This is a genomic window from Burkholderia sp. 10_S31 (genome assembly GCF_056930375.1).
Map to the genome: position 1 here is coordinate 3,117,023 of NZ_JBXOWK010000001.1, position 23,350 is coordinate 3,140,372.

General features: G+C 67.5%; 22 protein-coding genes. 13 read left to right on the forward strand and 9 right to left on the reverse strand.

Annotated features, from left to right (window positions below; all coding sequences use genetic code 11):
* Positions 1 to 5: 5 nt before the first annotated feature.
* From osmF to AC1Z3W_RS14035, 5 genes are all read left to right on the forward strand, one after another.
* Positions 6 to 929, forward strand: coding sequence for a glycine betaine ABC transporter substrate-binding protein OsmF (osmF, locus tag AC1Z3W_RS14015; RefSeq protein WP_124833847.1), 924 nt, complete (start codon positions 6 to 8; stop codon positions 927 to 929).
* The gene (locus AC1Z3W_RS14020; RefSeq protein WP_483507776.1) at positions 926 to 2,104 is read left to right on the forward strand and encodes an ABC transporter permease; all 1,179 of its coding nucleotides are present in this window, start codon (positions 926 to 928) and stop codon (positions 2,102 to 2,104) included. Before osmF ends, AC1Z3W_RS14020 begins: the two co-directional genes overlap by 4 nt.
* On the forward strand, positions 2,101 to 3,039 hold the full coding sequence (locus AC1Z3W_RS14025) for an ABC transporter ATP-binding protein (protein ID WP_057927584.1): 939 nt from the start codon (positions 2,101 to 2,103) through the stop codon (positions 3,037 to 3,039). The genes AC1Z3W_RS14020 and AC1Z3W_RS14025 overlap by 4 nt, the downstream gene beginning before the upstream one ends.
* Positions 3,036 to 3,803 carry an ABC transporter permease gene (locus tag AC1Z3W_RS14030; RefSeq protein ID WP_483507777.1) on the forward strand — a complete coding sequence of 256 codons (768 nt, stop codon included), beginning with the start codon at positions 3,036 to 3,038 and terminating at the stop codon, positions 3,801 to 3,803. The genes AC1Z3W_RS14025 and AC1Z3W_RS14030 overlap by 4 nt, the downstream gene beginning before the upstream one ends.
* A 219-nt stretch (positions 3,804 to 4,022) precedes the next feature.
* Positions 4,023 to 4,673 carry a lytic transglycosylase domain-containing protein gene (locus tag AC1Z3W_RS14035; RefSeq protein ID WP_124833844.1) on the forward strand — a complete coding sequence of 217 codons (651 nt, stop codon included), beginning with the start codon at positions 4,023 to 4,025 and terminating at the stop codon, positions 4,671 to 4,673.
* Positions 4,674 to 4,933: 260 nt separating this feature from the next.
* Here AC1Z3W_RS14035 and AC1Z3W_RS14040 read toward each other — a convergent pair whose 3' ends face one another.
* Genes AC1Z3W_RS14040 through AC1Z3W_RS14065 form a run of 6 tightly spaced genes read right to left on the reverse strand, consistent with a single transcriptional unit; the run spans position 4,934 to position 11,968 of the window.
* Positions 4,934 to 5,374: a dihydroneopterin aldolase gene (locus AC1Z3W_RS14040; protein ID WP_006749884.1), complete on the reverse strand. Its 441-nt coding sequence runs from the start codon at positions 5,372 to 5,374 to the stop codon at positions 4,934 to 4,936.
* Positions 5,371 to 6,000 carry a sarcosine oxidase subunit gamma gene (locus AC1Z3W_RS14045; protein WP_057927588.1) on the reverse strand — a complete coding sequence of 210 codons (630 nt, stop codon included), beginning with the start codon at positions 5,998 to 6,000 and terminating at the stop codon, positions 5,371 to 5,373. Before AC1Z3W_RS14045 ends, AC1Z3W_RS14040 begins: the two co-directional genes overlap by 4 nt.
* Positions 5,990 to 9,001, reverse strand: coding sequence for a sarcosine oxidase subunit alpha family protein (locus AC1Z3W_RS14050; RefSeq protein WP_057927589.1), 3,012 nt, complete (start codon positions 8,999 to 9,001; stop codon positions 5,990 to 5,992). Before AC1Z3W_RS14050 ends, AC1Z3W_RS14045 begins: the two co-directional genes overlap by 11 nt.
* Positions 8,998 to 9,297, reverse strand: coding sequence for a sarcosine oxidase subunit delta (locus AC1Z3W_RS14055; protein WP_059534095.1), 300 nt, complete (start codon positions 9,295 to 9,297; stop codon positions 8,998 to 9,000). The genes AC1Z3W_RS14050 and AC1Z3W_RS14055 overlap by 4 nt, the downstream gene beginning before the upstream one ends.
* A 25-nt stretch (positions 9,298 to 9,322) precedes the next feature.
* Positions 9,323 to 10,567, reverse strand: coding sequence for a sarcosine oxidase subunit beta family protein (locus AC1Z3W_RS14060; protein WP_057927591.1), 1,245 nt, complete (start codon positions 10,565 to 10,567; stop codon positions 9,323 to 9,325).
* A 15-nt stretch (positions 10,568 to 10,582) separates the two neighbouring features.
* On the reverse strand, positions 10,583 to 11,968 hold the full coding sequence (locus AC1Z3W_RS14065) for an L-serine ammonia-lyase (RefSeq protein ID WP_057927592.1): 1,386 nt from the start codon (positions 11,966 to 11,968) through the stop codon (positions 10,583 to 10,585).
* Between the two features lie 261 nt (positions 11,969 to 12,229).
* Between AC1Z3W_RS14065 and AC1Z3W_RS14070 the strand changes: the two genes are divergently transcribed.
* From AC1Z3W_RS14070 to denD, 8 genes are all read left to right on the forward strand, one after another.
* On the forward strand, positions 12,230 to 13,309 hold the full coding sequence (locus AC1Z3W_RS14070; RefSeq protein ID WP_124833843.1) for a GlxA family transcriptional regulator: 1,080 nt from the start codon (positions 12,230 to 12,232) through the stop codon (positions 13,307 to 13,309).
* A gap of 200 nt (positions 13,310 to 13,509) precedes the next feature.
* A complete protein-coding gene (locus AC1Z3W_RS14075; RefSeq protein ID WP_057927594.1) occupies positions 13,510 to 14,214 on the forward strand; it encodes a FadR/GntR family transcriptional regulator in 705 nt (234 codons plus the stop codon).
* Positions 14,215 to 14,221: 7 nt separating this feature from the next.
* Positions 14,222 to 15,181, forward strand: coding sequence for an L-threonate dehydrogenase (ltnD, locus tag AC1Z3W_RS14080; RefSeq protein ID WP_483507778.1), 960 nt, complete (start codon positions 14,222 to 14,224; stop codon positions 15,179 to 15,181).
* Between the two features lie 19 nt (positions 15,182 to 15,200).
* The gene (gene otnK / locus AC1Z3W_RS14085) at positions 15,201 to 16,496 is read left to right on the forward strand and encodes a 3-oxo-tetronate kinase (protein WP_483507779.1); all 1,296 of its coding nucleotides are present in this window, start codon (positions 15,201 to 15,203) and stop codon (positions 16,494 to 16,496) included.
* Entirely contained in the window at positions 16,493 to 17,134 is a 642-nt protein-coding gene (gene otnC / locus AC1Z3W_RS14090) for a 3-oxo-tetronate 4-phosphate decarboxylase (RefSeq protein WP_483507780.1), read from the forward strand. The genes otnK and otnC overlap by 4 nt, the downstream gene beginning before the upstream one ends.
* Positions 17,135 to 17,269: 135 nt before the next feature.
* Positions 17,270 to 18,595, forward strand: a complete 1,326-nt coding sequence (locus AC1Z3W_RS14095; RefSeq protein WP_057927626.1) for an MFS transporter — start codon at positions 17,270 to 17,272, stop codon at positions 18,593 to 18,595.
* An 83-nt stretch (positions 18,596 to 18,678) separates the two neighbouring features.
* Positions 18,679 to 19,455, forward strand: coding sequence for a 2-oxo-tetronate isomerase (gene otnI / locus AC1Z3W_RS14100; protein WP_057927598.1), 777 nt, complete (start codon positions 18,679 to 18,681; stop codon positions 19,453 to 19,455).
* A 28-nt stretch (positions 19,456 to 19,483) separates the two neighbouring features.
* The gene (gene denD, locus AC1Z3W_RS14105) at positions 19,484 to 20,455 is read left to right on the forward strand and encodes a D-erythronate dehydrogenase (protein ID WP_483507781.1); all 972 of its coding nucleotides are present in this window, start codon (positions 19,484 to 19,486) and stop codon (positions 20,453 to 20,455) included.
* 70 nt (positions 20,456 to 20,525) lie between these two features.
* Here the strand turns inward: denD and AC1Z3W_RS14110 are convergent, their stop codons facing one another.
* The 3 genes from AC1Z3W_RS14110 to AC1Z3W_RS14120 all read right to left on the reverse strand — a co-directional run bounded on the left by AC1Z3W_RS14110 (position 20,526) and on the right by AC1Z3W_RS14120 (position 23,195).
* Positions 20,526 to 21,617 carry a lysylphosphatidylglycerol synthase domain-containing protein gene (locus tag AC1Z3W_RS14110; RefSeq protein ID WP_057927600.1) on the reverse strand — a complete coding sequence of 364 codons (1,092 nt, stop codon included), beginning with the start codon at positions 21,615 to 21,617 and terminating at the stop codon, positions 20,526 to 20,528.
* Positions 21,614 to 22,783: a bacteriohopanetetrol glucosamine biosynthesis glycosyltransferase HpnI gene (hpnI, locus tag AC1Z3W_RS14115; protein ID WP_057927601.1), complete on the reverse strand. Its 1,170-nt coding sequence runs from the start codon at positions 22,781 to 22,783 to the stop codon at positions 21,614 to 21,616. The genes AC1Z3W_RS14110 and hpnI overlap by 4 nt, the downstream gene beginning before the upstream one ends.
* Positions 22,784 to 22,844: 61 nt before the next feature.
* Positions 22,845 to 23,195, reverse strand: coding sequence for a hypothetical protein (locus AC1Z3W_RS14120; RefSeq protein WP_063791552.1), 351 nt, complete (start codon positions 23,193 to 23,195; stop codon positions 22,845 to 22,847).
* Between the last annotated feature and the right edge of the window lie 155 nt (positions 23,196 to 23,350).

Here is a 23,350-nt window from a genome sequence, read left to right on the forward strand (position 1 = left end):
CCCGTATGAAGCTCGCCCTGCCCGCCCGGATTCTGGGCCTCGCGTTCGCCGCCGCTGTCGTCGCACCCGGCGCGCACGCCGACACGCCTGTCGTGGTGTCGTCGAAGATCGACACCGAAGGCAACCTGCTCGGCAACGTCATCGCCCAGGTGCTGAAGGCCCACGGCATCCCCGTCACCGAAAAGATCGCGCTCGGCGCGACGCCGATCGTGCGCAAGGCGCTCACGAGCGGCGAGATCGACATCTACCCCGAGTACACGGGCAACGCCGCGTTCTTCTTCAACAAGGCCGACGATCCCCTGTGGAAGAATGCAAGCCAGGGCTACGACACTGCGAAGAAACTCGATTACGCGGCGAACCATCTCGTCTGGCTCGCACCGGCGCCCGCGAACAACACGTGGGGCGTCGCCGTGCTCGCACCGGTCGCGCAATCGCAACGCCTGAAGACCTTCTCCGATTTCGGCAAGTGGATCGCGGGCGGCGGCAAGGTGAAGCTCGCGGCGTCCGCCGAATTCGTGAACAGCGCATCCGCGCTGCCGTCGTTCGAGAAGGCATACGGCTTCAAGCTGAAACCCGAGCAACTCGTCGTGCTGTCGGGCGGCGACACGGCCGCGACGATCAAGGCCGCCGCGAACCAGACCGACGGCGTGAACGCTGCGATGGTGTACGGCACCGACGGCGGCATCGCATCGAGCGGCCTCGTCGTGCTCGACGACGACAAGCACGTGCAGCCCGTCTATGCGCCGACGCCGGTGATTCGCGAAGCCGTGCTGAAGGCGCATCCGCAAATCGCCGACTACCTGAAGCCCGTGTTCGCGAGCCTCGACCTGAAGACGCTGCAGACGCTGAACGCGCGCATCCAGATCAACGGCGAACCAGCGGCCGGCGTGGCGAGGAGCTACCTGAAATCGAAGGGCTTCGTTAAGTGACGGGTCGCGCGGTGGCGTCCGCGCGGCGCATCACGCTCGACAAGGTCGGCATCCTGATCGGTGTCCTGACGATTGTTGCGGTGGCCGGCATGCCGTTCATGGTGCTGCGGCCGAACCGCATCGCAGCCGGCACGGGGCTGTCGGTATTCGCCGCGCTGCCGCCCGTGCAGGGTGCCGCGCTCGCCGCGCTGTGGATCGTCGGCGCGCTATGGGCGATGACGGCGAGCCGTCCCGCCTGGCGGCTCGCGGCCGGCTGCGCGTGGCTCGCGACGCTCGCCTATGCGCTCGGCGCGGCCGCGGCGCACGTCGTCGCGCCCGACGACATGCTCGCGCGCGTATCGCCCGCGGCAGGCGTCTGGCTGCTGCTGTTCGCGTGGGCCGTGCTCGTCGCGGACGCGCTCGCGCGGCTCGCATTCGGCCCGTGGCGGCGCCTCGTCGCGCTTGTCGTCGCGATGGCGGCGATATCGCTGCCGCTCGCAAGCGGCTGGTGGGACGGACTCTCCGTCATGCGCGAATACGCGGTGCGCAGCGACGACTTCTGGCGCGAGGCAATCCGGCACGTATCGCTCGCAGGCGGCTCGGTCGCGGCCGCGCTCGTCGCGGGCCTGCCGCTCGGCATCGCGTGCGCGCGGATTGCACCGGTGCGCACCGTCGTGATGCCGGTGCTCAATATCGTGCAGACGATCCCGAGCATCGCGATGTACGGGCTGATGATGGCGCCGCTCGGCCTGCTCGCCACGCACGTGCCGCTCGCGGCCGCGCTCGGCATTCGCGGGATCGGCGTCGCGCCGGCCGTGCTCGCGCTGTTTCTCTATTCGCTGCTGCCGATCGCGTCGAGTGTCGTGGTCGGGCTCGAGCAGGTGCCGCCGCACGTGACCGAAGCGGCACGCGCGATGGGCATGACGCGCACGCAGCGGCTGCTGCGCGTCGATCTCGTGCTCGCGCTGCCGGTCATCCTGAGCGGCGTGCGCATCGTGCTCGTGCAGAACATCGGCCTGACCGCGGTCGCCGCGCTGATCGGCGGCGGCGGGTTCGGCACCTTTATCTTCCAGGGAATCGGCCAGTCGGCCGCCGATCTCGTGCTGCTCGGCGCGATCCCGACGATCGCGCTCGCGCTGGCGGCCGCCGTCGTGTTCGAAGCCGCGACCGCGCTCGCGAAGGGACGTACCGCATGATCGAGATCGAACGCATCGGCAAACGCTTCGGCGACGTCGTCGCCGTCGACGACGTGTCGCTGACGATGAAGCAAGGCACGATCACCGCACTCGTCGGCGCGTCGGGCAGCGGCAAGTCGACGCTGCTGCGGATGATCAACCGGCTGATCGCGCCGTCCAGCGGCACGATCCGCATCGACGGCGTCGACACCGCGAGCGTGCCGCCCGAGCAGCTGCGGCGGCGCATCGGTTACGTGATCCAGGGGCATGGCCTGTTCCCGCACTGGAGCGTCGCGCGCAATATCGCGACCGTGCCGCGCCTGCTCGGCTGGCCAGCCGCGCGCATCGACGCGCGCGTGCGCGAACTGCTCGAACTGTTTCACCTCCCGCCTTCCGAGTTCGCCGACAAGCTGCCGCATGAACTGTCGGGTGGTCAACAGCAGCGCGTCGGCGTAGCGCGCGCGCTCGCGGCCGAGCCCGCGATGTTGCTGATGGACGAACCGTTCGGCGCGCTCGATCCAATCATCCGCAACAAGGCGCAGGACGACCTGTACGCGCTGCAGCGCCGCCTCGGCATCACGGTCGTGATCGTCACGCACGATATCGAGGAAGCGCTGAAGCTCGGCGACACGATCGCGGTGATGGATGGCGGACGGCTGCTGCAGGTCGCGTCGCCGGCCGAGATTCTCGGCAGGCCGGCGGCAGGTGTGGTCGAACAACTCGTCGCGGGCGTCGACCGGCCGCTGCGCCTGCTCGCGCTGACGCCGATCGACGCGGTGGCCGAACCCGGTCATGTCGACGGCAAACCGATCGCCGCGACGCGCACGCTGCGCGATGCGGTGTCCGAGCTGCTGTGGCGCGGTGTCGATGCATTGCCGGTCGACGACGGCAACGGGCATGCGGCGCGCCGCATCACGCTCGACGCGATCCGCACGCACGCAAGGAAGCCCGCATGACGACGCGGCACGCGCGTTCGCCCCTGCCGCGGCGGCTGCCTGCGTATGCCGCACGCGCGGCCGCGCTCGCGCTGTTGCTCGTACTGCTGTTGCGCCCCGCGTGGCTGCAGGGCGTGTTCGCGCCGTTCGCGGACAACGGCGCGCCGGTCATCTACGATCGTGCGAGCCTGCTCGACCTCACGCTCGCGCATCTCGGCACCGTCGCGCTGTCGAGCGTGATCGGCACGCTGGTCGCGATCGCAGCCGGCATTGCTGTCACACGGCCGTCCGGCGCGGATTTCCTGCCGGTTGCGCGCAGCGTCGTCGACATCGGCCAGACCTTTCCGCCCGTCGCGGTGCTCGCGCTCGCGGTGCCGGCCGTCGGCTTCGGGTTGAAGCCCGTGCTGATCGCGCTCGTTCTGTACGGTCTCCTGCCGATTTTCGAGAGCACGATCGCGGGGCTCGAGGACGTGCCGCGCGACGTCGTCGAAGCCGCGCGCGGAATGGGGATGAGCGGCTGGCAGCAGCTCGTGTCGGTCGAGCTGCCGCTCGCGTTTCCGGTGATCGTGAACGGCATCCGGCTCGCGGTCGTGATCAATCTCGGCACCGCGACGATCGGGTCGACGGTCGCCGCACGCGGGCTCGGCGACGTGATCATCGCGGGTCTGCAAACCTCCAACACCGCGTTCGTGCTGCAGGGCGGCGTGATCGTCGGGCTGCTCGCGGTGCTGGTCAGCGACGCGATCGGCGCGCTTGCGCGGGTGGCGAGCGCGCGGCGGCCGTAGCACGCATCTGCAACGGCGAGGGCGCAAGCGAAAAAGGGGACGCGAGAAAAAATCCGGCAATGCTTCGTCCGGACTCCGATTCGTGCTCGCACAACAATCCAGCCTGCGCTCGGCGTGCATCGACACAAGCCTACATCGCGCTTTCATTCGAGCCTGCGCTCGAACGCACGCGACAATTGGCCGATATACTATGCGCCTCCCATTTCCCCGCACCCCACCATGCGACGACGGTTTCTCTGGCTGATCGTGCTCTCGCTCGGCATTGCGCAGCAGGCCTCGGCGCAGCAGGCACCCGCGCTGCCCGCTTCCGCGCCCGAAGCGGCCGCATCCGCGCCGCTCGCGAACGATCAGCCAAACGAAGCAAACCGTCGCATCACGTCCTACCTGACGAAGAAGTTCGGTGTCGCCAAGGAGCGCGCCGCAAAGCTCGCCGATATCGTGAGCATCACTGCGACGAAATATTCGCTGCCTCCGGCACTCGTTTACGCGATTATTTCGATCGAATCGCGCTTCCAGGAAAAGGCGCGCGGCCAGCATGGCGCGACCGGGCTGATGCAGGTCGTGCCGGCCGCACACCGCGGCATGCTGCGCGACGTGAAGGACCTGACCGAGCCGAATGTGAACGTCGACGCCGGCTCCAGGATCCTGTCGGGCTACGTGCGGGCGGCCGGCGGCAACGTGCAGGCCGGGCTGAAGAACTACGGCGGATCGAATGCGTATGCGGCGAAGGTGATGCAGCGGGTCGACACGTTCCGCTTCGTGCTCGAACCCGAGGACGGCGCGAATGCCGTGAGCGACGGGAAAGCGCACATGGTGCCGGTCAGCGATCCGCCGACTGCGGCGCCCGCCGCAAGCCGCAACGCGAAGTAAGCGCGATGCGCGCCTGCGTATCTCGACGCAGCAGAACGCACGACGGCATGCACCGCCCGTCAGCCAGATGGTGCTCGCCAATCCCGATTCATAGTTAACCGTGGGTCGAATAGCCAATTGTTCCGTTATTCCAGGAACAATGCTGGCACTGGCAACCCGCCCGTCCTTATTCTGATATTCCAGGAATTAAAAACAAGGGCGGCGACGCTTTCGCGCCGCCGCCCTTGTTGACCGGATCGCCCCGACCCGGCACCACCCGCTCACAGCTGCCCCGCCGCCCCCGTCCACCGCAGGTAATCCCCGCGCGTCCAGTCGAGCGACACGCCGACGCGCTTCGTCCCCGGCCGGATCTTCGGCTTGTACATCGACAGCGTCAGCGACTCCAGCGCGGGCCATTCGCGGAACGACAGCACCGCGAGATCGGCGACGAGCGTTTCGAGCAGCCGCGTATGCGGCTTGTGCGACAGGAACGACGCGACGCGCGCGCAGTAGCCGTCGTAATCGATCCACTCGCCCTGCTCGCTCGGCTCGCAGCGATACCCGAGCCGCGCATCGATCACAATCGGCTGCGGCGCCTCGTGCTCGTGTGCGTGGATGCCGATTCGCGCAGGCACCTTCAGTTCGTCGACGAACACGCTCCAGCCACGCCCGCGCAGGCGCGGCGCGTCGATCGCCACGAACGGTTCGTCGAACGGCTTCATGATGCGAGCGGCGCCGCGGCGTCGAGCATGATGCGCACGAAATAGTCGGCGAAGCTGCGACGCAGGACGATCTCGAACGTATCGTCACCGGTCGGGATCAGCGTGATCGGCGACTTGAAGTAGTGCGACTGCGCGCACTGGCCTGGCTTCAGCACACGCGGATGCAGATCGAGCGGGCAGCCGCGCGCGATCACGTCGCGTACGCGTTCGCCGCTGATCTCGACAACCGTGTAGCCGCTGCCGACGTCGACGGCTGCTGCGTACAGGCCCTGCACGGCCTCGGCGAGCTGCGCCTCGAGCACGCCCGCCGGCACGGGGCCGTTCGAGCGTACGAACCACTCGTCGGGACCGAGCCACAGCACGTCGTACTCGGCGCCGCGTGCGACCGTGTTCGGCGTCGACGGCGGCCGGCAGCCGACCACGCGCTCGAACGCGCTGACGAATGCCGGGTCGCTCAGCTCGCCGCGCACGTTCACGAGGTCGAGGAACGGCCGCTCGCGCAGCATGAACTTCTTGGATGCGCGTGCCTGGTGCGGCTTCAGCACATCGGCCGCGCCGACGAACGGCGATTCAAGCGTCACGCCCGCGCCCGCCACCGGTGCCTGGTTTCTCGTTTCATTCCACATTCTGGCGCACCCCTTCGGTATCGTAGAAAACCGGGCTCGAGATCTTCGCGGTGATGCGCTTGCCGTTGGCCAGCGGAATCACGACGCTCTCGCCCATCTTGTTCAGGCCGCCCTTCACCACCGCCAGCGCGATCGAGCGCTTCAGGATCGGGCTGTAATAACTCGACGTCACGTGGCCGAGCATCGGCGTCGGATCGGTCGCCGACACCTGCGTGTCCTTCGCGATGATCTGCGCGCCTTCCGGCAGCACGAACTGTTCGTCTTCGGTCAGGAGGCCGACGAACTGCTTGCGACCTTCCTTCGACGTATCCGAGCGCGACAGCGAACGCTTGCCGAGGAAGTCCTTCGATTTCGCGACGACCCCGCCCATCCCGAGGTCGTACGGCGTGATCGAGCCGTCGGTGTCCTGGCCGACGATGATGTAGCCCTTCTCCGCGCGCAGCACGTGCATCGTCTCGGTGCCGTACGGCGTGATGTCGAACTCGGCACCGGCCGCCATCAGCGCTTCCCATACCGCGCGACCCGCGTTGGCCGGCACGTTCACTTCATAGGCCAGTTCGCCCGAGAAGCTGATCCGCATCACGCGCGCCTTCGCGCCCGCGACGGTGCCGTTCCGGTAGCTCATGAACGGGAACGCGTCGTTGCCGAAGTCGATGTCCTGGCACACCTTCTGCAGGACCTTGCGGCTCTTCGGGCCAACCACCGCGAACGTCGCCCAGTGATCGGTGACGGACGCGAGCCGCACCTTCATGTCGGGCCATTCGGTCTGCAGCCAGCGCTCGAGCCACGTGAGCACGCGCGCCGCGCCGCCGGTCGTCGTCGTCATCATGAAATGCTGGTCGGCGAGGCGCACCGTCACGCCGTCGTCGAACACCATCCCGTTTTCGTCGAGCATCAGCCCGTAGCGGCACTTGCCGATCTCGAGCTTGTTCCACGGGTTCGTGTACATCCAGTTCAGCAGCTTCACCGCGTCCGGACCCTGGATGTCGATCTTGCCGAGCGTCGACGCGTCGAGGATGCCGACGCTGTTGCGCACCGCGAGGCATTCGCGCTTCACGGCCGCATGCAGGTCCTCGCCCTTCTTCGGGAAGTACCACGGCCGCTTCCAGTTGCCGACGTCCTCGAACATCGCGCCGTGCTCGACGTGCCATTCATGCACGGCCGTCTTGCGGATCGGGTCGAGGAAGTCGCCCGTCTCGCGGCCCGCGAACGTACCGAACGATACGGGCGTGTAGTTCGGGCGGAACGTCGTCGTACCCGTTTCCGGAATCGTCTTGCCGAGCGCCTGCGCGAGGATCGCCATCCCGTTGATGTTGCCGAGCTTGCCCTGGTCGGTGCCGAAGCCCATCGCGGTGTAGCGCTTCACGTGTTCGACCGACTCGAAGCCTTCGCGCGCGGCCAGCAGGATGTCGGCGGCTGCCACGTCGTTCTGGAAGTCGACGAACTGCTTCGGTCCGCGCGGGGCGGCCTCGCGGCTGCCGACCAGCCACAACGGCTGCAGCGCGCCTTCGACGGTTTCGGCGACCTGCGGCGCGACGGGGCGCTTCGCGGCCGCGTAACCCGCGGCCTTCGCCGCTTCGGCGCCGGCGTCGAGCGCGAGCCGCAGCGCACGTGCGAGACCGAACTCGCCCGCGGCCGCACCGACGCTCGCTTCGGCCTGCACGGGCTTGCCCGGCAGGAAGCACGCCTTCTCGTCGTTCCAGCACGCCTTGCCGCCCGACTGCGCGAACAGGTGCAGCACCGGGCTGAAGCCGCCCGACATCGCGACGAGATCGCACGACAGCGACTGCATCTTGCTGCCCGTCTTGCCGTTCGAGTAGGACGCGATGTCGACCGACGATACGCGCCACTTGCCCGAAGCAGCCGTGACGACCGCACCGCTCATCACCGTCACGCCCTGCCGCTTTGCCGCCGCCGGCAACGCACCGTTCGACGATGCGCGCGAATCGACGACCGTCACCTTCGCACCGCATGCCTTCAGGTCGAGCGCGGTCTGGTACGCACGATCGTTGTTCGTGAACACGACCACGTCGCGGCCCGGCAGCACGCCGTAGCGATGGATGTAAGTGGACACCGCGCCGGCGAGCATCACGCCCGGCAGGTCGTTGTTGCCGAACACGATCGGACGCTCGTGCGCGCCGGTCGCGAGGATCACGCGCTTCGCGCGGACCTTCCACAGCAGCTCTCGCGTGCCCTTGCGCATCGATACCGGCTGGTGATCGGTCAGGCGCTGCGTGACCGTCACGAGGTTGTGGTCCTGGTAGCCGAACGCGGTGCTGCGCGACAGGATCGTCACGTCGGGCAGCTTGCGCAGTTCGGCCTCGATCTTCTCGACCCACTGCTGCGCCGGCTTCGCGTCGATCTCCGCGCGGCACGACAGCAGGCTGCCGCCGAGTTCGCGCTGGTCGTCGACGAGGATCACGCGCGCGCCGGCCGTCGCGGCCGCATGCGCGGCGGCGAGGCCCGACGGGCCACCGCCGACCACGAGCACGTCGCAGTGCGCGTAGCATTTGTCGTAGCGATCGGCGTCGAGCACCTCAGGCGCCTTGCCGAGGCCGGCTGCCTCGCGGATCTTCTCTTCGTACTTCGGCCACATGTTGCGCGGCCACATGAAGGTCTTGTAGTAGAACCCGGCCGGCATGAAACGCGAGAGCTTCTGGTTGATCGCATACTTGTCGTTCTCGAGCGACGGTTCGGCGTTCACGCTCGTCGCGACGAGGCCCTGGTACAGCTCGATCTCGGTCGCGCGCGCGTTCGGCACCGTGTACGGGCCGGTTTCGAGCTGCACGACGGCATTCGGTTCCGCGACGTCCGCCGTCACGATCCCGCGCGGACGGTGGTACTTGAAGCTGCGCGCGACGAAGTGCACGCCGTTCGCGAGCAGCGCGGACGCGAGCGTGTCGCCCTGGAAGCCCTGATACGTGCGGCCGTTGAACGTGAACGTCAACGGAATCGCGCGATTGATGCGGCCACCGGTGCCGAGGCGGTCTTTCTGGCTCATTTGCTCGTGCCCTCTTCGTGTGCGTTGCCGGCAGCTGCGCCACCGAACTTTTCGTAGCCCTTGATATCGTAGGTGACCGTGTCGCGCGTCACCTTGAACCAGCGGCGGCAGCCCTGCGTGTGCAGCCACTGCTCGCGATGGATACCGCGCTTGTTCTCACGCATGAACACGTATTCGCCCCATTCGCGGTCGGTCATGTTCTCGTTTGCAACCGGGCGCACGATGTCGGCTTCACCGCCGCACGTGAACTCGGATTCGGCGCGCGGCCCGCACCACGGACATTCGATCAGCAACATGTTTCTTTCTCCAATGGTCGTCGGGTTAGTGCGCCACGGCGGCTGCGCCGTGCTCGTCGATCAGGTGACCCGTGTAGAAGCGGTCGAGCGCAAACGGCGCGTTCAGCGGATGCGGTTCGTCGCGGGCGATCGTGTGCGCGAACACCCAGCCCGAGCCCGGCGTCGCCTTGAAGCCGCCGGTACCCCAGCCGCAGTTGAAATAGAGGCCCTTCACGTCCGTCTTCGTGATGATCGGGCACGCGTCCGGCGACACGTCGACGATGCCGCCCCACTGGCGGTTCATCCGCACGCGCGAGAACACCGGGAACATCTCGACGATTGCCTGCAGCGTGCTTTCGATGACGTGGAAGCTGCCGCGCTGGCCGAAACCCGTGTACTGGTCGATACCCGCACCGATCACGAGGTCGCCCTTGTCGGACTGGCTGATGTACGCGTGCACCGCGTTCGACATGATCACCGAGTTGACCACCGGCTTGATCGGCTCGGACACCAGCGCCTGCAGCGGGTGGCTTTCGATCGGCAGGCGCACGCCGGCCATGTCGGCGAGCGTCGTCGTGTTGCCTGCCGCCACCACCGCGACCTTCTTCGCCTTGATGAAGCCCTTCACCGTATCGACGCCGACCACCGCACCGCCTTCGCGGCGAATGCCCGTCACCTGGCAGTTCTGGATGATGTCGACACCGGCGCGGTCCGCGCCGCGCGCGAAGCCCCAGGCCACCGCGTCGTGACGCGCGACACCCGCACGGCGCTGGATCGATGCGCCGAGCACCGGGTAGCGGCTGTTCAGGTTGATCGTCGGCTCGATTTCCTTGATCTGCGCGGGCGTCAGGAATTCGGCGTCGACGCCGTTCAGCCGGTTCGCGTTCACGCGACGCTCGGTGTCACGCACGTCCTGCAGCGTGTGCGCGAGGTTCATCACGCCGCGCTGGCTGAACATCACGTTGTAGTTGAGATCCTGCGACAGCCCTTCCCACAGCTTCATCGCCTTCTCGTACAGCGCGGCCGATTCGTCCCACAGGTAGTTCGAGCGCACGATCGTCGTGTTGCGCGCGGTGTTGCCGCCGCCGATCCAGCCCTTCTCGAGGATCGCGACGTTCGTGATCCCGTGTTCCTTCGCGAGATAGTAGGCGGTCGCGAGGCCGTGGCCGCCGCCGCCGACGATCACGACGTCGTATTCCTTCTTCGGTTCCGGGCTCTTCCACTGCTTTTCCCAGTTCTCGTGATACGAGAGGCCGTTGCGGAACAGGCTGAATATCGAGTAGCGGCTCATGTTAGTGATCCTTCGTTAGCATTCGATGACGTTCACGGCGAGACCGCCGCGCGACGTTTCCTTGTATTTCGTCTTCATGTCGGCACCCGTCTCGCGCATCGTCTTGATCACCGAATCAAGCGAGACGTAGTGCTGGCCGTTACCCTTGAGCGCCATCCGCGACGCGTTCAGCGCCTTGATCGCGCCCATCGCGTTGCGTTCGATGCACGGGATCTGCACGAGCCCGCCGACCGGGTCGCAGGTCATGCCGAGGTTGTGCTCCATGCCGATTTCTGCCGCGTTCTCGACCTGGTCGGGCGTGCCGCCCATCACCGCGGCGAGTGCGGCCGCGGCCATCGAGCACGCGACGCCCACTTCGCCCTGGCAACCGACTTCCGCACCGGAAATCGATGCGGTTTCCTTGTAGATGATCCCGATCGCCGCGGCCGTCAGCAGGAATTCGACGATGCCGGCTTCGTTCGAGCCCGGCACGAATTTCACGTAGTAGTGCAGCACCGCGGGAATCACACCGGCCGCGCCGTTGGTGGGCGCGGTGACGACCCGGCCGCCCGCCGCGTTTTCCTCGTTGACGGCCATTGCATACAGGTTGACCCAGTCGAGCATCGACAGCGGATCGCGCAGCGACTCCTCCGAACGCTCACGCAGGCGCCCGTTCAGTTCGGCCGCGCGGCGCTTCACGCGCATCGGGCCCGGCAGGTCGCCCTCGACCTTGCAGCCGCGCTCGACGCACGCGGCCATCGTGCGCCAAATTGCGAGCAGCCCGGCGCGCACTTCGTCCTCGGGGCGCAGCGTGCATTCGTTGCGCAGCATCAGCTCGGCGATCGACAGCCCGTGTTCGCGGCACTGGCGCATCAGGTCGTCGCCGGTACGGAACGGATACGGCACTTCGGCCGCGGCGCGCACGCCGTTCACGCGATCGCCATCGCGATTCACGACGAAGCCGCCGCCGATCGAGTAATACTCTTTCTCGACGAGCAACTGGCCGTGCTCGTCGAACGCCTGGAAGCGCATCCCGTTCGGGTGCACGATGCTCGTGCCGCTCATCAGCTTGCGATAGAAGCCGATGTTCTCCTTCTCGTCGAAGCGGATCGTCTGCTTGCCGAGCAGCGACAGCGACTTCTCCGCGCGGATCTCGGCGAGCCGCGGCTCAATCAGGTCCGGATCGATCGTATCCGGCAGGTGGCCTTCGAGGCCGAGCAGCACCGCCTTGTCGGTGCCGTGGCCCTTGCCCGTTGCACCGAGCGAGCCGTATAGTTCGACCCGCACACGGCGCACGAAGCCGAGCAGGTTCGCGTCCTCGATATGCGACGCGAAGCGGCAAGCGGCAATCATCGGGCCGACCGTGTGCGAACTGGACGGGCCGATGCCGATCTTGAACAGGTCGAACGCGCTGACGTTCATCTGGCTTCCTCTGGGTGGACGTACGTGAAATGTCGTTGGCATCAGTACATCAAAGCGTAAAATTGGCCGATAGAACAAAAACGGCATCGGCGTGGGATACCGGCGCCAAGCCCCGCGCAGGACGGTCCGAAAGTGCGCTTTGGCGATGGTTGGCGACGCAAAAGCACAAGTCGGCCGGCGCCTGTGCCGCCCGGCAGACCTCCCCGCAAACAGTGTGAAATGAGTGAGACCCGCCTTCCCGGCGTGACGAGATTGACCGCGATGACACCCGACGTACCCGCTTCCCCCCTCGCCGAACCGGCGCCGCAGCGCATCCGCTTCGGCATCGTGCTGCTGCCGAACTTCACGCTCACGGCCTTCTCGGGGTTCGTCGACATGCTGCGGCTGTCGGCCGACGACGGCGACTACAGCAAGCCGGTGCGCTGCGCGTGGAGCGTGATCGGCGAGACGCTGGCGCCGGTGCGCGCGAGCTGCGGGATCCAGATCACGCCGTGGGAAACCTTCGAGAACGCCGAGCCGTTCGACTACGTCGTCGTGGTTGGCGGGCTGCTGCATTCGGGGCCGCAAGCCGGCCCCGAAACGCTCGAGTTCATTCGCCGCGCGGGGGCGGGCGGCGCGACGGTCGTCGGGATCTGCACGGGCGTGTTTACGCTGATGCGCGCGAACGTGCTCGACGGCTACCGCACCTGCGTGAGCTGGTTCCACTACTGGGATTTCATCGAACGCTTCCCGCGCGCCGATCCGGACCTGCTGATCGCCGACCGCCTGTTCGTGATCGACCGGCGCCGCATCACCTGCTCGGGCGGCCGCGCATCGATCGATGTCGCCGCCGCGATCCTGCTGCGCCATTTCGACCATGCGACCGTCCAGAAGGCGTTGCGCATCCTGCTCGTCGGCGAGATGCAGAAAGGCAATGCGCCGCAGCCGCATCCGCCCGGTCTCGAGCCGGCCACGCACCCGAAGGTCAAGCGCGCGATTCTCCTGATGGAACAGCATGTCGGGCGCGCGCTGCCGCTCGAGGAACTCGCGTGCAAGCTCGACATGTCGACGCGCCAGCTCGAGCGGCTGTTCAAGGCCGAGACGGGCAAGAGCCCGCAGGCGTTCGCGAAGCAGGTGCGGCTGCGCACGGCCGCCTGGCTGCTGACCAGTTCCGACCGCACCGTCGCCGATATCGCGTCGAGCTGCGGGTTCGCCGACGCGTCGCACCTCGGCCGCGAATTCCGCAAGCAGTTCGGCGTGCCGCCGGCGACCTATCGCGAGCGCGGTGGGGAGGTCGCGGAAGCCGACGTGCCGGCCGCGGCCGATCCCGATCCGGATCCCGTCGAAGACATCGCCGACTGACAATCGCGCGGCGCCGCCGGCGCGCATCTCCCCCTTGGACCGCGCATCGAATCGCACACGATCGCCGCCTGTTCGCCCCATTTGGAACCGGCTCCAATCAACTTGACCGACGTTGCGCCCCGTTAATCGAGGGTTATCCCGGATGCTGACGTCCGCTCAAATTTGTATGATGACCACATCACCTTACAAACTAGAGCGCCATGTTCGAGAAAATTCCCGCCCGTGCGATGAGCGACCACGTCGCGCAACAGTTGCTCAAGCAGATCGAAGTCGGCAGTTTCTCGGCCACCGGCAAGCTGCCGACGGAAGCCGTGCTTGCGCAGGAATTCGGCGTGAGCCGCACCGTGATCCGCGAGGCGATCTCGCGCTTGAAGAACGAAGGCGTGGTCGAGCCGCGCCAGGGCAGCGGCGTGTACGTGAACCAGCACGGCGCGATCCGGCCGCTGCGGATCGACTACGCGGAAGCCGTCGAGGCGAGCTCGCTGCCGCACCTGCTCGCGGTGCGCCGCGCGATCGAGGCTGAAGTCGCGGCCGAAGCCGCGCTGCATCACACGGACGACGACATGGCCGACATCGACGACGCGCTGCGCAGGATCGACGATGCCGTGGCTGAAGGGCGCGACGGCGTCGCTGAAGACGTCGCGTTCCACCGCACGATCGCGGCCGTCACCGGCAACCCGTATTTCCTGAAGACGCTGCAGTTCCTGAACCAGTACCTCGAGGCCGGCGTGAAGGTCACGCGACGCAACGAAGCGACGCGCGAGGATTTCTCGCGGCAGGTGCGCGAGGAACACGCGGCGATCACCGACGCGATCCGCGCGCGTGACCCGATGGCGGCACGCAATGCCGCGCGCACCCACATGTACAACGCCGCCCGCCGTCTCGCGGAAGCCGGCATCTGCTGATTGCTGAATGCGGCGGCGCGGGCTGATCCGGCGCCGTCGTTATCCCGAACCTCTCTCGAATCGATCAAGGTTGACCATGTCACGAAATGTTGGAGTCATCGGCCTCGGCGCGATGGGCCTCGGCGTCGCCCGCTCGCTGCTGCGCGCGGGGTTCCGCGTGCACGCATGCGACGTGCGCGACACCGTGCTGCAGGCGTTCGCGGCCGAAGGCGGCGTGGCCTGCGCGAGCCCGGCCGAACTAGGCGCGCAGTGCGACGCCGTCGTCACGCTCGTCGTCAATGCCGCACAGACTGAAACGGTGCTGTTCGGCGAGCACGGCGCGGTTGCGTCGATGAAGCCGGGCGGCGTCGTGATCGCGAGCGCGACCGTCGCGCCCGACTTCGCGGTCGCACTCGGCGCGCGCATCGAGGCCGCGGGCCTGCAGATGCTCGACGCGCCGGTGTCCGGCGGCGCCGCACGCGCGGCGTCGGGCGAGATGACGATGATGACGTCGGGCCCCGCCGCCGCGTATGCCGGCTGCGACGACGTGCTCGCCGCGATCGCCGGCAAGGTCTATCGCCTCGGCGATACGCACGGCATCGGCTCGAAAGTGAAGATCATCAACCAGCTGCTGGCCGGCGTGCATATCGCGGCGGCCGCCGAGGCGATGGCGCTCGGCCTGCGCGAAGGCGTCGATGCCGACGCGCTGTACGACGTGATCACGCACAGCGCGGGCAATTCGTGGATGTTCGAGAACCGTGTGCCGCACATCCTGAACGGCGACTACACGCCGCTGTCGGCGGTCGACATCTTCGTGAAGGATCTCGGCCTCGTGCTCGATACCGCGCGCCGCAGCAAGTTCCCGCTGCCGCTGTCGGCCACCGCGCACCAGATGTTCATGAGCGCATCGAGCGCCGGCCACGGCGGCGAGGACGATTCCGCCGTGATCAAGACTTTCCCCGGCATCACGCTGCCGCCCGCCCGCTGATTCGAACGACGTTCCCGCCATGACCGCTTCCGCTTCCCGTCCCCTGCTCGGCTGCATCGCCGACGATTTCACCGGCGCGACCGACCTCGCGAACATGCTCGTCAAGAGCGGCATGCGCACCGTGCAGACGATCGGCGTGCCCGCCGGCGGCACCGCAGACACCATGGTCGACGCCGACGCGATCGTCGTCGCGCTGAAGTCGCGCACGATTCCCGCCGCCGACGCCGTTGCGCAATCGCTCGCCGCTTACGAATGGCTGCGCGCGCAGGGCTGCCGGCAATTCTTCTTCAAGTATTGCTCGACGTTCGACTCGACCGACGCGGGCAACATCGGGCCCGTCGCCGACGCGCTGCTCGATGCGGCTGGCGGCGGCTTCGCGATCGCGTGCCCGGCCTTCCCCGAGAACGGCCGCACGATCTTCCGCGGCCACCTGTTCGTCGGCGACGTGCTGCTGAACGAATCGGGGATGGAGAACCATCCGCTCACGCCGATGAAGGACGCGAACCTCGTGCGCGTGCTGCAGCGGCAGACGACGTCGCAGGTCGGCCTGATCCGCTACGACACGATCGCGCAGGGCGCGGCCGCCGTGCGTGCGCGCATCGACGCGCTGCGCGCGAACGGCGCGCGCTTCGCGATCGCCGACGCATTGTCCGATCACGACCTGCACGTACTGGGCGAAGCGTGCGCGAACCTGCCGCTCGTCACGGGCGGCTCGGGCGTCGCGCTCGGCCTGCCGGAGAATTTCCGCCGCGCGGGGCTGCTGTCCGCGCGCGACAACGCGGCATCACTGCCGCGCATCGACGGGTTGTCGGCGGTGCTCGCCGGCAGCGCGTCGAAAGCGACCAACGCACAGGTCGCCGCGTGGTGCGCAAGCCGTCCGAGCTTCAGGATCGATCCGCTCGCGGCAGCGCGCGGCGAACCTGTCGTCGACGCAGCGCTCGCGTTCGCACGCTCGCACCTGCCACAACCCGTGCTGATCTATGCAACCGCGACGCCCGACGAAGTGAAGGCCGTCCAGCAGGCGCTCGGCGTGGAAGCGGCCGGCCATCTCGTCGAAAGCACGCTCGCGGCGATCGCCCGCGGCCTGCGCGAGCTCGGCGTGCGCAAGTTCGTCGTCGCCGGCGGCGAGACGTCCGGCGCGGTCGTGCAGGCGCTCGACGTGAAGTCGCTGCAGATCGGCGCACAGATCGATCCGGGCGTGCCGGCCACCGCCACCATCGACGCGCCGCCGCTCGGCCTCGCGCTGAAATCCGGCAACTTCGGCACGGTGGACTTTTTCGACAAGGCGCTGCGCGCACTCGACGGAGCCGCATGATGAGCGACGAAGCGAAACTGCGCGAAGAGATCTGCGCCGTCGGCGCGAGCCTGTATGCGCGCGGCCACGCGGTCGGCAGCGCCGGCAACATCAGCGCGCGGCTGGCCGACGGCTGGCTGATCACGCCGACCGATGCGTGCCTCGGCCGCCTCGACCCGAACGACATCGCGAAGGTCGGGCTCGACGGCCAGCCGGTATCGGGCGGCAAGCCGTCGAAGACGCTCGCGCTGCATCACGGGATCTACGCGCGCAACACCGAGACCAACGGCATCGTCCATACGCATTCGACGCACCTCGTCGCGCTGACGCTCGCGGGCGTGTGGCGCGACACCGACGTGCTGCCGCCGATCACGCCGTACTACGTGATGAAGGTCGGCCACATTCCGTTGATCCGCTATCGCCGCCCCGGCGACCCGGCCGTCGCGGCCGAAGTCGCGGCGCTCGCCGACCAGGTGCGCGGCGTGCTGCTCGACCGCCTCGGCCCGGTGATGTGGGGCCCGTCGGTGTCGCACGCGTCGTATGCGCTCGAGGAGCTCGAGGAAACCGCGCGACTGTGGCTGATGACTAACCCGAAGCCCGAACCGCTGTCCGACGCGGCGCTCGACGCGCTGCGCCAGGCCTTCGGCGCACGCTGGTAACGCAACGCGTCGCGCACGAATCAAGCAGGACTGCAAACCGATTCCCATACCCGCCGTGTGCGCGGGTCTTTCCGTCAGCACACACACGATCCGGCGGCGTACGCGCCGCCGGCGCACAATATCCTGGAGACGACGATGACTGCTCTCGACGCGGCCGCAAGCCGCTCGCCCGCCGCGCCCGCCCAATCGGGCGAGCTCGACCGCACCTACAAGAAAGTGTTCTGGCGCATCGTGCCGTTCCTGATGCTCTGCTACGTGGTCGCCTATCTCGACCGCGTGAACGTCGGCTTCGCGAAGCTGCAGATGTCGCAGGACCTCGCGTTCAGCGAAACCGTGTTCGGCCTCGGCGCCGGCATCTTCTTCCTCGGCTACTTCCTGTTCGAGCTGCCGAGCAACCTGCTGATGCACCGCATCGGCGCGCGCATCTGGATCGCGCGGATCATGATCACGTGGGGCCTGCTGTCGGCGGTGTTCGCGTTCGTGAAGACGCCGACGCAGTTCTACGTGCTGCGCTTCCTGCTCGGTCTCGCGGAAGCCGGCTTCTATCCGGGCGTGATCCTGTACCTCACGTACTGGTTCCCGTCGCATCGCCGCGCGAAGATCATCGCGGTGTTCATGTCGGCGATTCCGGTGTCGGGCATCTTCGGCAACCCGCTGTCGGGCTGGATCATGGAACGCTTTCATGGCGGTTCGGGCTTTCACGGCTGGCAGTGGATGTTCATGATCGAGGCCGTGCCGGCCGTGCTCGTCGGCATCGCGACGATCCTGTATCTCGACAACAGCATCCGCAGTGCGAAGTGGCTCGACGAGCGCGAGAAGCAGCTGCTCGAGAATGAAATCGCCGCACAGCCGCAGGAACAACAGAAGCACGGCCATTCGCTGAAGGCCGTGTTCTCCGACCCGCGCATGTGGTGGATGTCGCTGATCTACTTCGCGTTCGTCACCGGCCAGTACGGCCTCACGTTCTGGATGCCGACGCTCGTCAAGTCGACCGGCATCACCGATACGTTCCAGATCGGCCTGCTGTCGGCGATTCCGTTCGCCGTCGCGATCGTCGTGATGAACCTGTTCGGCCACAGCGCGGACAAGCGCCGCGAACGCCGCTGGCACCTGATCGTGCCAGCGCTGATGGGCGCGGTCGGGTTTGCAGTCGCCGCGTCGTACTCGCACAATACGGCGGTATCGATCGTGTTCCTGTCGCTCGCGGCCGGCGGCGTGCTGACCTGCGCACCGCTGTTCTGGTCGCTGCCGACCGCGTTCCTCGCCGGCTCCGCCGCGGCCGCCGGGATCGCGATCATCAACTCGGTCGGCAACCTCGCCGGGTTCGCGAGCCCGTACGTGATCGGCTACCTGAAGGACGTCACGCACAGCACGTCGTCCGGCATGTACGTGCTCGCTGCGATGCTCGTGATCGGTGCGATCGCCGTGTGGCTCACGCCCGCGAAACTCGTGAACCGCTGATCCGCTGATCCGCCGCCCGCCGATCCATCATGCGTCGCGGGGCGCCGTGCGCCCCGCCCCATTCACTCACAGGACCCGCTGCCATGCCCCGCTTCGCCGCCAACCTCTCGATGATGTACACCGAGCACGCGTTCCTCGAACGCTTCGCCGCCGCCTCGTACGACGGCTTCAAGGCCGTCGAGTACCTGTTCCCGTACGACTTCGCCGCCGAGGACATCCGCGCACGCCTCGACGCGCACAACCTCGAGCAGGCGCTGTTCAACGCGCCGCCCGGCGACTGGGCCGCCGGCGAGCGCGGCATCGCGTCGCTGCCGGGCCGCGAAGACGAATTCCGGCGCGGCATCGACCAGGCACTCGACTATGCGCGCGTGCTCGGCAACAGGAAGCTGCACGTGATGGCCGGGATGGTCGCGCCGGGCGCCGACCGCGCGCGCCATCGCGATACCTACGTGGCGAATCTGCGGCATGCGGCGCAGGCCGCCTTCGCGCACGGCATCACGGTCCTGATCGAGCCGATCAACCAGCGCGACATGCCCGGCTATTTCCTGAGCCGCCAGGACGATGCGCACGAGATCTGCGCCGAAGTCGGCGCGCCAAACCTGAAGGTGCAGTTCGACTGCTATCACTGCCAGATCGTCGAGGGCGACCTCGCGATGAAGCTCAAGCGCGATTTCGCGGGCATCGGCCATATCCAGATCGCCGGCGTGCCCGAGCGCCACGAGCCGGATGTCGGCGAGCTCAACTATCCGTACCTGTTCGAGCTGATCGATGCACTCGGCTATGACGGCTGGATCGGCTGCGAATATCGCCCGAAGGCCGGCACGTCGGAAGGCCTTGGCTGGCTCAAGCCGTACCTGTAATTCAAGCAATTCCAAGAGGGCTTACAACATGAAAGTACTGATCACCGGCGGCGCCGGCTTTCTCGGTCAGCGTCTCGCGCGCAAGCTGCTCGAACGCGGCGAGCTGACCGGCCCCGACGGCCGGACCGGCAGGATCGACGAGCTGGTGCTGCTCGACGTCGTCCAGGGCAGCGATTTCGGCGATGCGCGCGTGCGCTCGATCGTCGGCGACATCGCCGATCGCGCGGTGCTCGAAAGCGCGATCGACACGCAGACGGGCGCGATCTTCCATCTCGCGGCGATCGTCAGCGGGCAGGCCGAGGCCGATTTCGATCTCGGCATGCGGATCAATCTCGACGCGTCGCGCACGCTGCTCGAGGTGTGCCGCGCGCGCGGCCATCGTCCCCGCGTCGTGTTCACGAGCTCGGTGGCGGTCTACGGCGGCGTGCTGCCCGACGTCGTGCAGGACGACACCGCGCTGAATCCGCAATCGTCGTACGGCGCGGAGAAGGCGATCGCCGAGCTGCTGCTGTGCGACTACGCGCGGCGCGGCTTCGTCGACGGCCGCGTGCTGCGGCTGCCGACCATCAGCGTGCGGCCGGGCCGCCCGAACGCGGCCGCGTCGTCGTTCGCGAGCGGCATCATCCGCGAGCCGCTGAACGGCGAGGAAAGCGTGTGCCCGGTGCCAGGTTCGACGCGGCTGTGGCTGCTGTCGCCGCGCGGCGCGATCGAAGCGCTCGTCGCGGGCTGCGAGATCGACGGCGAGAAACTCGGCAACAAGCGCGTGATCAACCTGCCCGGCCTGTCGGTGTCGGTCGACGAAATGATCGCGGCGCTGCGCGAAGTCGCGGGCGACGACGTCGTGAAGCTGATCCGCCATGCGCCGGACGAACGTATCGAGAAGATCGTCGGCAGCTGGCCGGGCCGCTGGGACACGACGCGCGCGGAAGCGCTCGGGCTGAAGGGCGACACGTCGTTCGCCGACGTGATCCGCAGCTACATCGCCGACGAACGGCGGTGATGGCCGCGCCGCCCGGCGTGCGGCGGCATCGCCGCGGTCCGCCCGGCAGGCAAGGCCGCACCGGGCCGCATCAGCGCGGCCCGGCGGATTCCCCGATGCGTATCGATGCGCGTTTCGTTCCACCCGGCGCGCGCGCCGCGCCGGCTGCATGCTGCCACGCCAGCAAGCCCGGCAGATAGAACAGCAGATCGCGCACGCGGCGGGCACCGGCCAGCGCCAGGCAGGTCGGCGCGTCGAACCCGAGCAGTCCGCCGATCAGCACGAACCCGCCCTCTTGCACGCCCAGTCCGCCCGGCATCGCGAACGCGACACTGCTCAGCAACTGGATCAGCGCCTCGATCGCAAGCGCCTGCGCGAAGGTCGGATCGGCACCGAGAAAGTGGAGCGCGAGCCAGATTTCCAGCGAGTAACCGATGAATTGCAGCGTCTGCCAGATCGCCAGATAGCGGACGACGATACCGGTCCTGCGCCAGATCATCCGGATCGACTGATCGGTGCGCGCCGACTCGCCGACGAGCGCAACCACCTTGCCGCTCGTCACATGATTGACCACCCGCATCGCGCGTTCGAACGGCCGCGCATGCTGCACCAGCGCGAACAGCAGCAGCACCGGCACCAGCGCTGCCATGCCGATGGCAAGGTTCGCGGCCACGCGCGCGGCATCGGACGACACATGCCCCAGCACGTAGCCGATCGCGGCCAGCGCGAACACCAATTGGCTGATCAGCGTCAGCTGCATGTCGGCGACGAGGCTCGCCACGATGGTCGCCGGCCGCACGCCCGCCTGCCGCAGCAAACCGAACGAGACGATTTCGCCGCCGATCCGCGCGACCGGCAACAGTCCGTTGATCGATTCGCGAATCCAGACGAGTTTCAGCATCGTCGCGAAGGATGGCCGCCTCCGGCCGGCGATCAGCATCCGCCAGTCCCACGCATTCGCGAGCATCGGCAGAATATGGGCCAGCGCCGCGACCACCAGCCCGGCGCCTGCGGTCTGCAGGCGATGCAGGATTTCCAGCGGATGCTCGCGCCAGATCAGCCATACCGCGATCGCCAGGCCGGCGAGCGCGGCCGCGCGCCCCGCATGCCGGAGCCGCGCGTCGCCGCGCGCGGGCGGCTGCTCCGCGCGGGTGTCGCCGGGGCTCGTTTCCCGTTGCGTCATGACTCGCTCACCGGTGACAGCATCCCTTCGCGGTCGACGCGAAAGCGCGTGCCGCGCCAGACGACCTGCGACGAAAAGAAGCTCGATACGAAAATCGCAAACTGCAGGATATCCACGAACGGCAGCCAGATTGCACCGCGCATGCCGGCGCCGGCCGCACGGATCGTCCTGAGCACCAGTAATGCCCGCGCGGCGAGCGCCGCGGCCGTCAACCAGCAGGCGGCCGCCGCGCCGCCGGACAGCAGCACCGCCAGCAGCGCAAGCGGCAGCGGGTGCATCAGTACCGAGCCGGCATGCCCGAGCCGATCGGCCGCGCGGATCGTGCGGCTCCAGCGCAATTCATGCGCAAACAGGGTCGCGAACGTTTCTTCGACGCACGCATGCCCGACGACGAACGGCGGAATCGCGACATGGGCGCCCATCTGCCGAACCGCCTCGCCGAGCGCGTGATCCTCGGCCAGATGATGCGCGAAGCGCGTCAGCCCGCCGATGCGTTCGAGCGTCGCGCGCGTGATCGCAATCGTCTGGCCGAAGCACGGCCGCGCGCGCCCGATGAAGAGACCGGTGACGACGCCGGGCAGGAAGTGGAAATTCGTCATCGCGGCGGCAACATCGGGCCAGAAGCCGGGCGATGCGACGCCGCGATACACGCTCGTCACGATCCCGACATTCGTCTGCTGTAGCGCACCGACGACGGCGCGCAAATAATCGGGCTCGACCAGCACGTCGCTGTCGGCAAGACAGAGCACCGAATACTCCGCGTGTTCGAGCATGTTGACGAGATTGGCGATCTTGCGGTTCGGTCCGTAAAGCCGCGCATCCGCGACTGCCTTGATGTTCGCGCCGGGATAGCGCGCGCGCAGCGCGTCGACGGCCGCAAGCGCGGCGTCGCTCGCATCGTGCACGCCGAACAGGTACTGAACCGGCCCCGGATAATCCTGCACGAAGAAGCTTTCGAGATGCTGAACGAGATGCCATTCGTCGCCGTGCAGCGGCTTCGCGACGGTCACGCCCGGATAGTCGCGCGGCGCTGCCCCGGGCCGGGCAAAGAACCGGCCGATCAACACGCTCGCCACGACGACGTATGCAATGCCCAGCATCGCGCTGATCCCGCAGGCGATCGACATTGCCGGGCCCAGCCGGTGCAACAGATGCAGCAAAACCATGCTTCCCCCCGTGGTTGCCCATGCCATCCCGGCACCGGAGCCGGCAGGCGCGAAGGTGCGCTTACGCGTACACCCGGGCGAACCGGTTCCCGTTGAGCCTGATATGAAGGACGACAAGCAAACGGTATGCGCAATCAGATGACACGACTACCGTGCGTCGATCGATTCCGGTCACGCGCACGTGTCCGCAGACGACCGCTGCCCTGAACGCCGCGTCGGACAGCTTGCGGGCCGAAAGGATGGCGGTCCCGACGGCAACGAAGACCCATGCGCGAAATATCGTCGTGGTGAAGAATGCTTCGGGCACGCGCAAGACGAGCAGCGACATCAGCACGAAACATTGAATGAACATGGCGGCCAGTGCAGCGATCAGCAGGTGGGCTCGCCAGCGCCCGATCGTCGAGGATGTCACGGTGAAGAAACTCCCGTTCGCGCAGCGCGGATCGATCTGAAACCGAATTGAAGGGAAACGACGGACGCCGCTGAAATATCGTGGCCGATGGTAGCGGGAATGCCGACGGCAAACCTTAAGCGTTCTTCAGAATCGGCGACGTTTGAGACGGCTCA

Excerpts from the sequence above, each read along its gene's own strand:
- osmF (WP_124833847.1), top strand. The coding sequence starts at position 6 with ATGAAGCTCGCCCTGCCCGCCCGGATTCTGGGCCTCGCGTTCGCCGCC.
- AC1Z3W_RS14025 (WP_057927584.1), top strand. The coding sequence starts at position 2,101 with ATGATCGAGATCGAACGCATCGGCAAACGCTTCGGCGACGTCGTCGCC.
- AC1Z3W_RS14030 (WP_483507777.1), top strand. The coding sequence starts at position 3,036 with ATGACGACGCGGCACGCGCGTTCGCCCCTGCCGCGGCGGCTGCCTGCG.
- AC1Z3W_RS14035 (WP_124833844.1), top strand. The coding sequence starts at position 4,023 with ATGCGACGACGGTTTCTCTGGCTGATCGTGCTCTCGCTCGGCATTGCG.
- AC1Z3W_RS14040 (WP_006749884.1), bottom strand. The coding sequence starts at position 5,374 with ATGAAGCCGTTCGACGAACCGTTCGTGGCGATCGACGCGCCGCGCCTG.
- AC1Z3W_RS14045 (WP_057927588.1), bottom strand. The coding sequence starts at position 6,000 with ATGTGGAATGAAACGAGAAACCAGGCACCGGTGGCGGGCGCGGGCGTG.
- AC1Z3W_RS14050 (WP_057927589.1), bottom strand. The coding sequence starts at position 9,001 with ATGAGCCAGAAAGACCGCCTCGGCACCGGTGGCCGCATCAATCGCGCG.
- AC1Z3W_RS14055 (WP_059534095.1), bottom strand. The coding sequence starts at position 9,297 with ATGTTGCTGATCGAATGTCCGTGGTGCGGGCCGCGCGCCGAATCCGAG.
- AC1Z3W_RS14060 (WP_057927591.1), bottom strand. The coding sequence starts at position 10,567 with ATGAGCCGCTACTCGATATTCAGCCTGTTCCGCAACGGCCTCTCGTAT.
- AC1Z3W_RS14065 (WP_057927592.1), bottom strand. The coding sequence starts at position 11,968 with ATGAACGTCAGCGCGTTCGACCTGTTCAAGATCGGCATCGGCCCGTCC.
- AC1Z3W_RS14070 (WP_124833843.1), top strand. The coding sequence starts at position 12,230 with ATGACACCCGACGTACCCGCTTCCCCCCTCGCCGAACCGGCGCCGCAG.
- AC1Z3W_RS14075 (WP_057927594.1), top strand. The coding sequence starts at position 13,510 with ATGTTCGAGAAAATTCCCGCCCGTGCGATGAGCGACCACGTCGCGCAA.
- ltnD (WP_483507778.1), top strand. The coding sequence starts at position 14,222 with ATGCGGCGGCGCGGGCTGATCCGGCGCCGTCGTTATCCCGAACCTCTC.
- otnK (WP_483507779.1), top strand. The coding sequence starts at position 15,201 with ATGACCGCTTCCGCTTCCCGTCCCCTGCTCGGCTGCATCGCCGACGAT.
- otnC (WP_483507780.1), top strand. The coding sequence starts at position 16,493 with ATGATGAGCGACGAAGCGAAACTGCGCGAAGAGATCTGCGCCGTCGGC.
- AC1Z3W_RS14095 (WP_057927626.1), top strand. The coding sequence starts at position 17,270 with ATGACTGCTCTCGACGCGGCCGCAAGCCGCTCGCCCGCCGCGCCCGCC.
- otnI (WP_057927598.1), top strand. The coding sequence starts at position 18,679 with ATGCCCCGCTTCGCCGCCAACCTCTCGATGATGTACACCGAGCACGCG.
- denD (WP_483507781.1), top strand. The coding sequence starts at position 19,484 with ATGAAAGTACTGATCACCGGCGGCGCCGGCTTTCTCGGTCAGCGTCTC.
- AC1Z3W_RS14110 (WP_057927600.1), bottom strand. The coding sequence starts at position 21,617 with ATGACGCAACGGGAAACGAGCCCCGGCGACACCCGCGCGGAGCAGCCG.
- hpnI (WP_057927601.1), bottom strand. The coding sequence starts at position 22,783 with ATGGTTTTGCTGCATCTGTTGCACCGGCTGGGCCCGGCAATGTCGATC.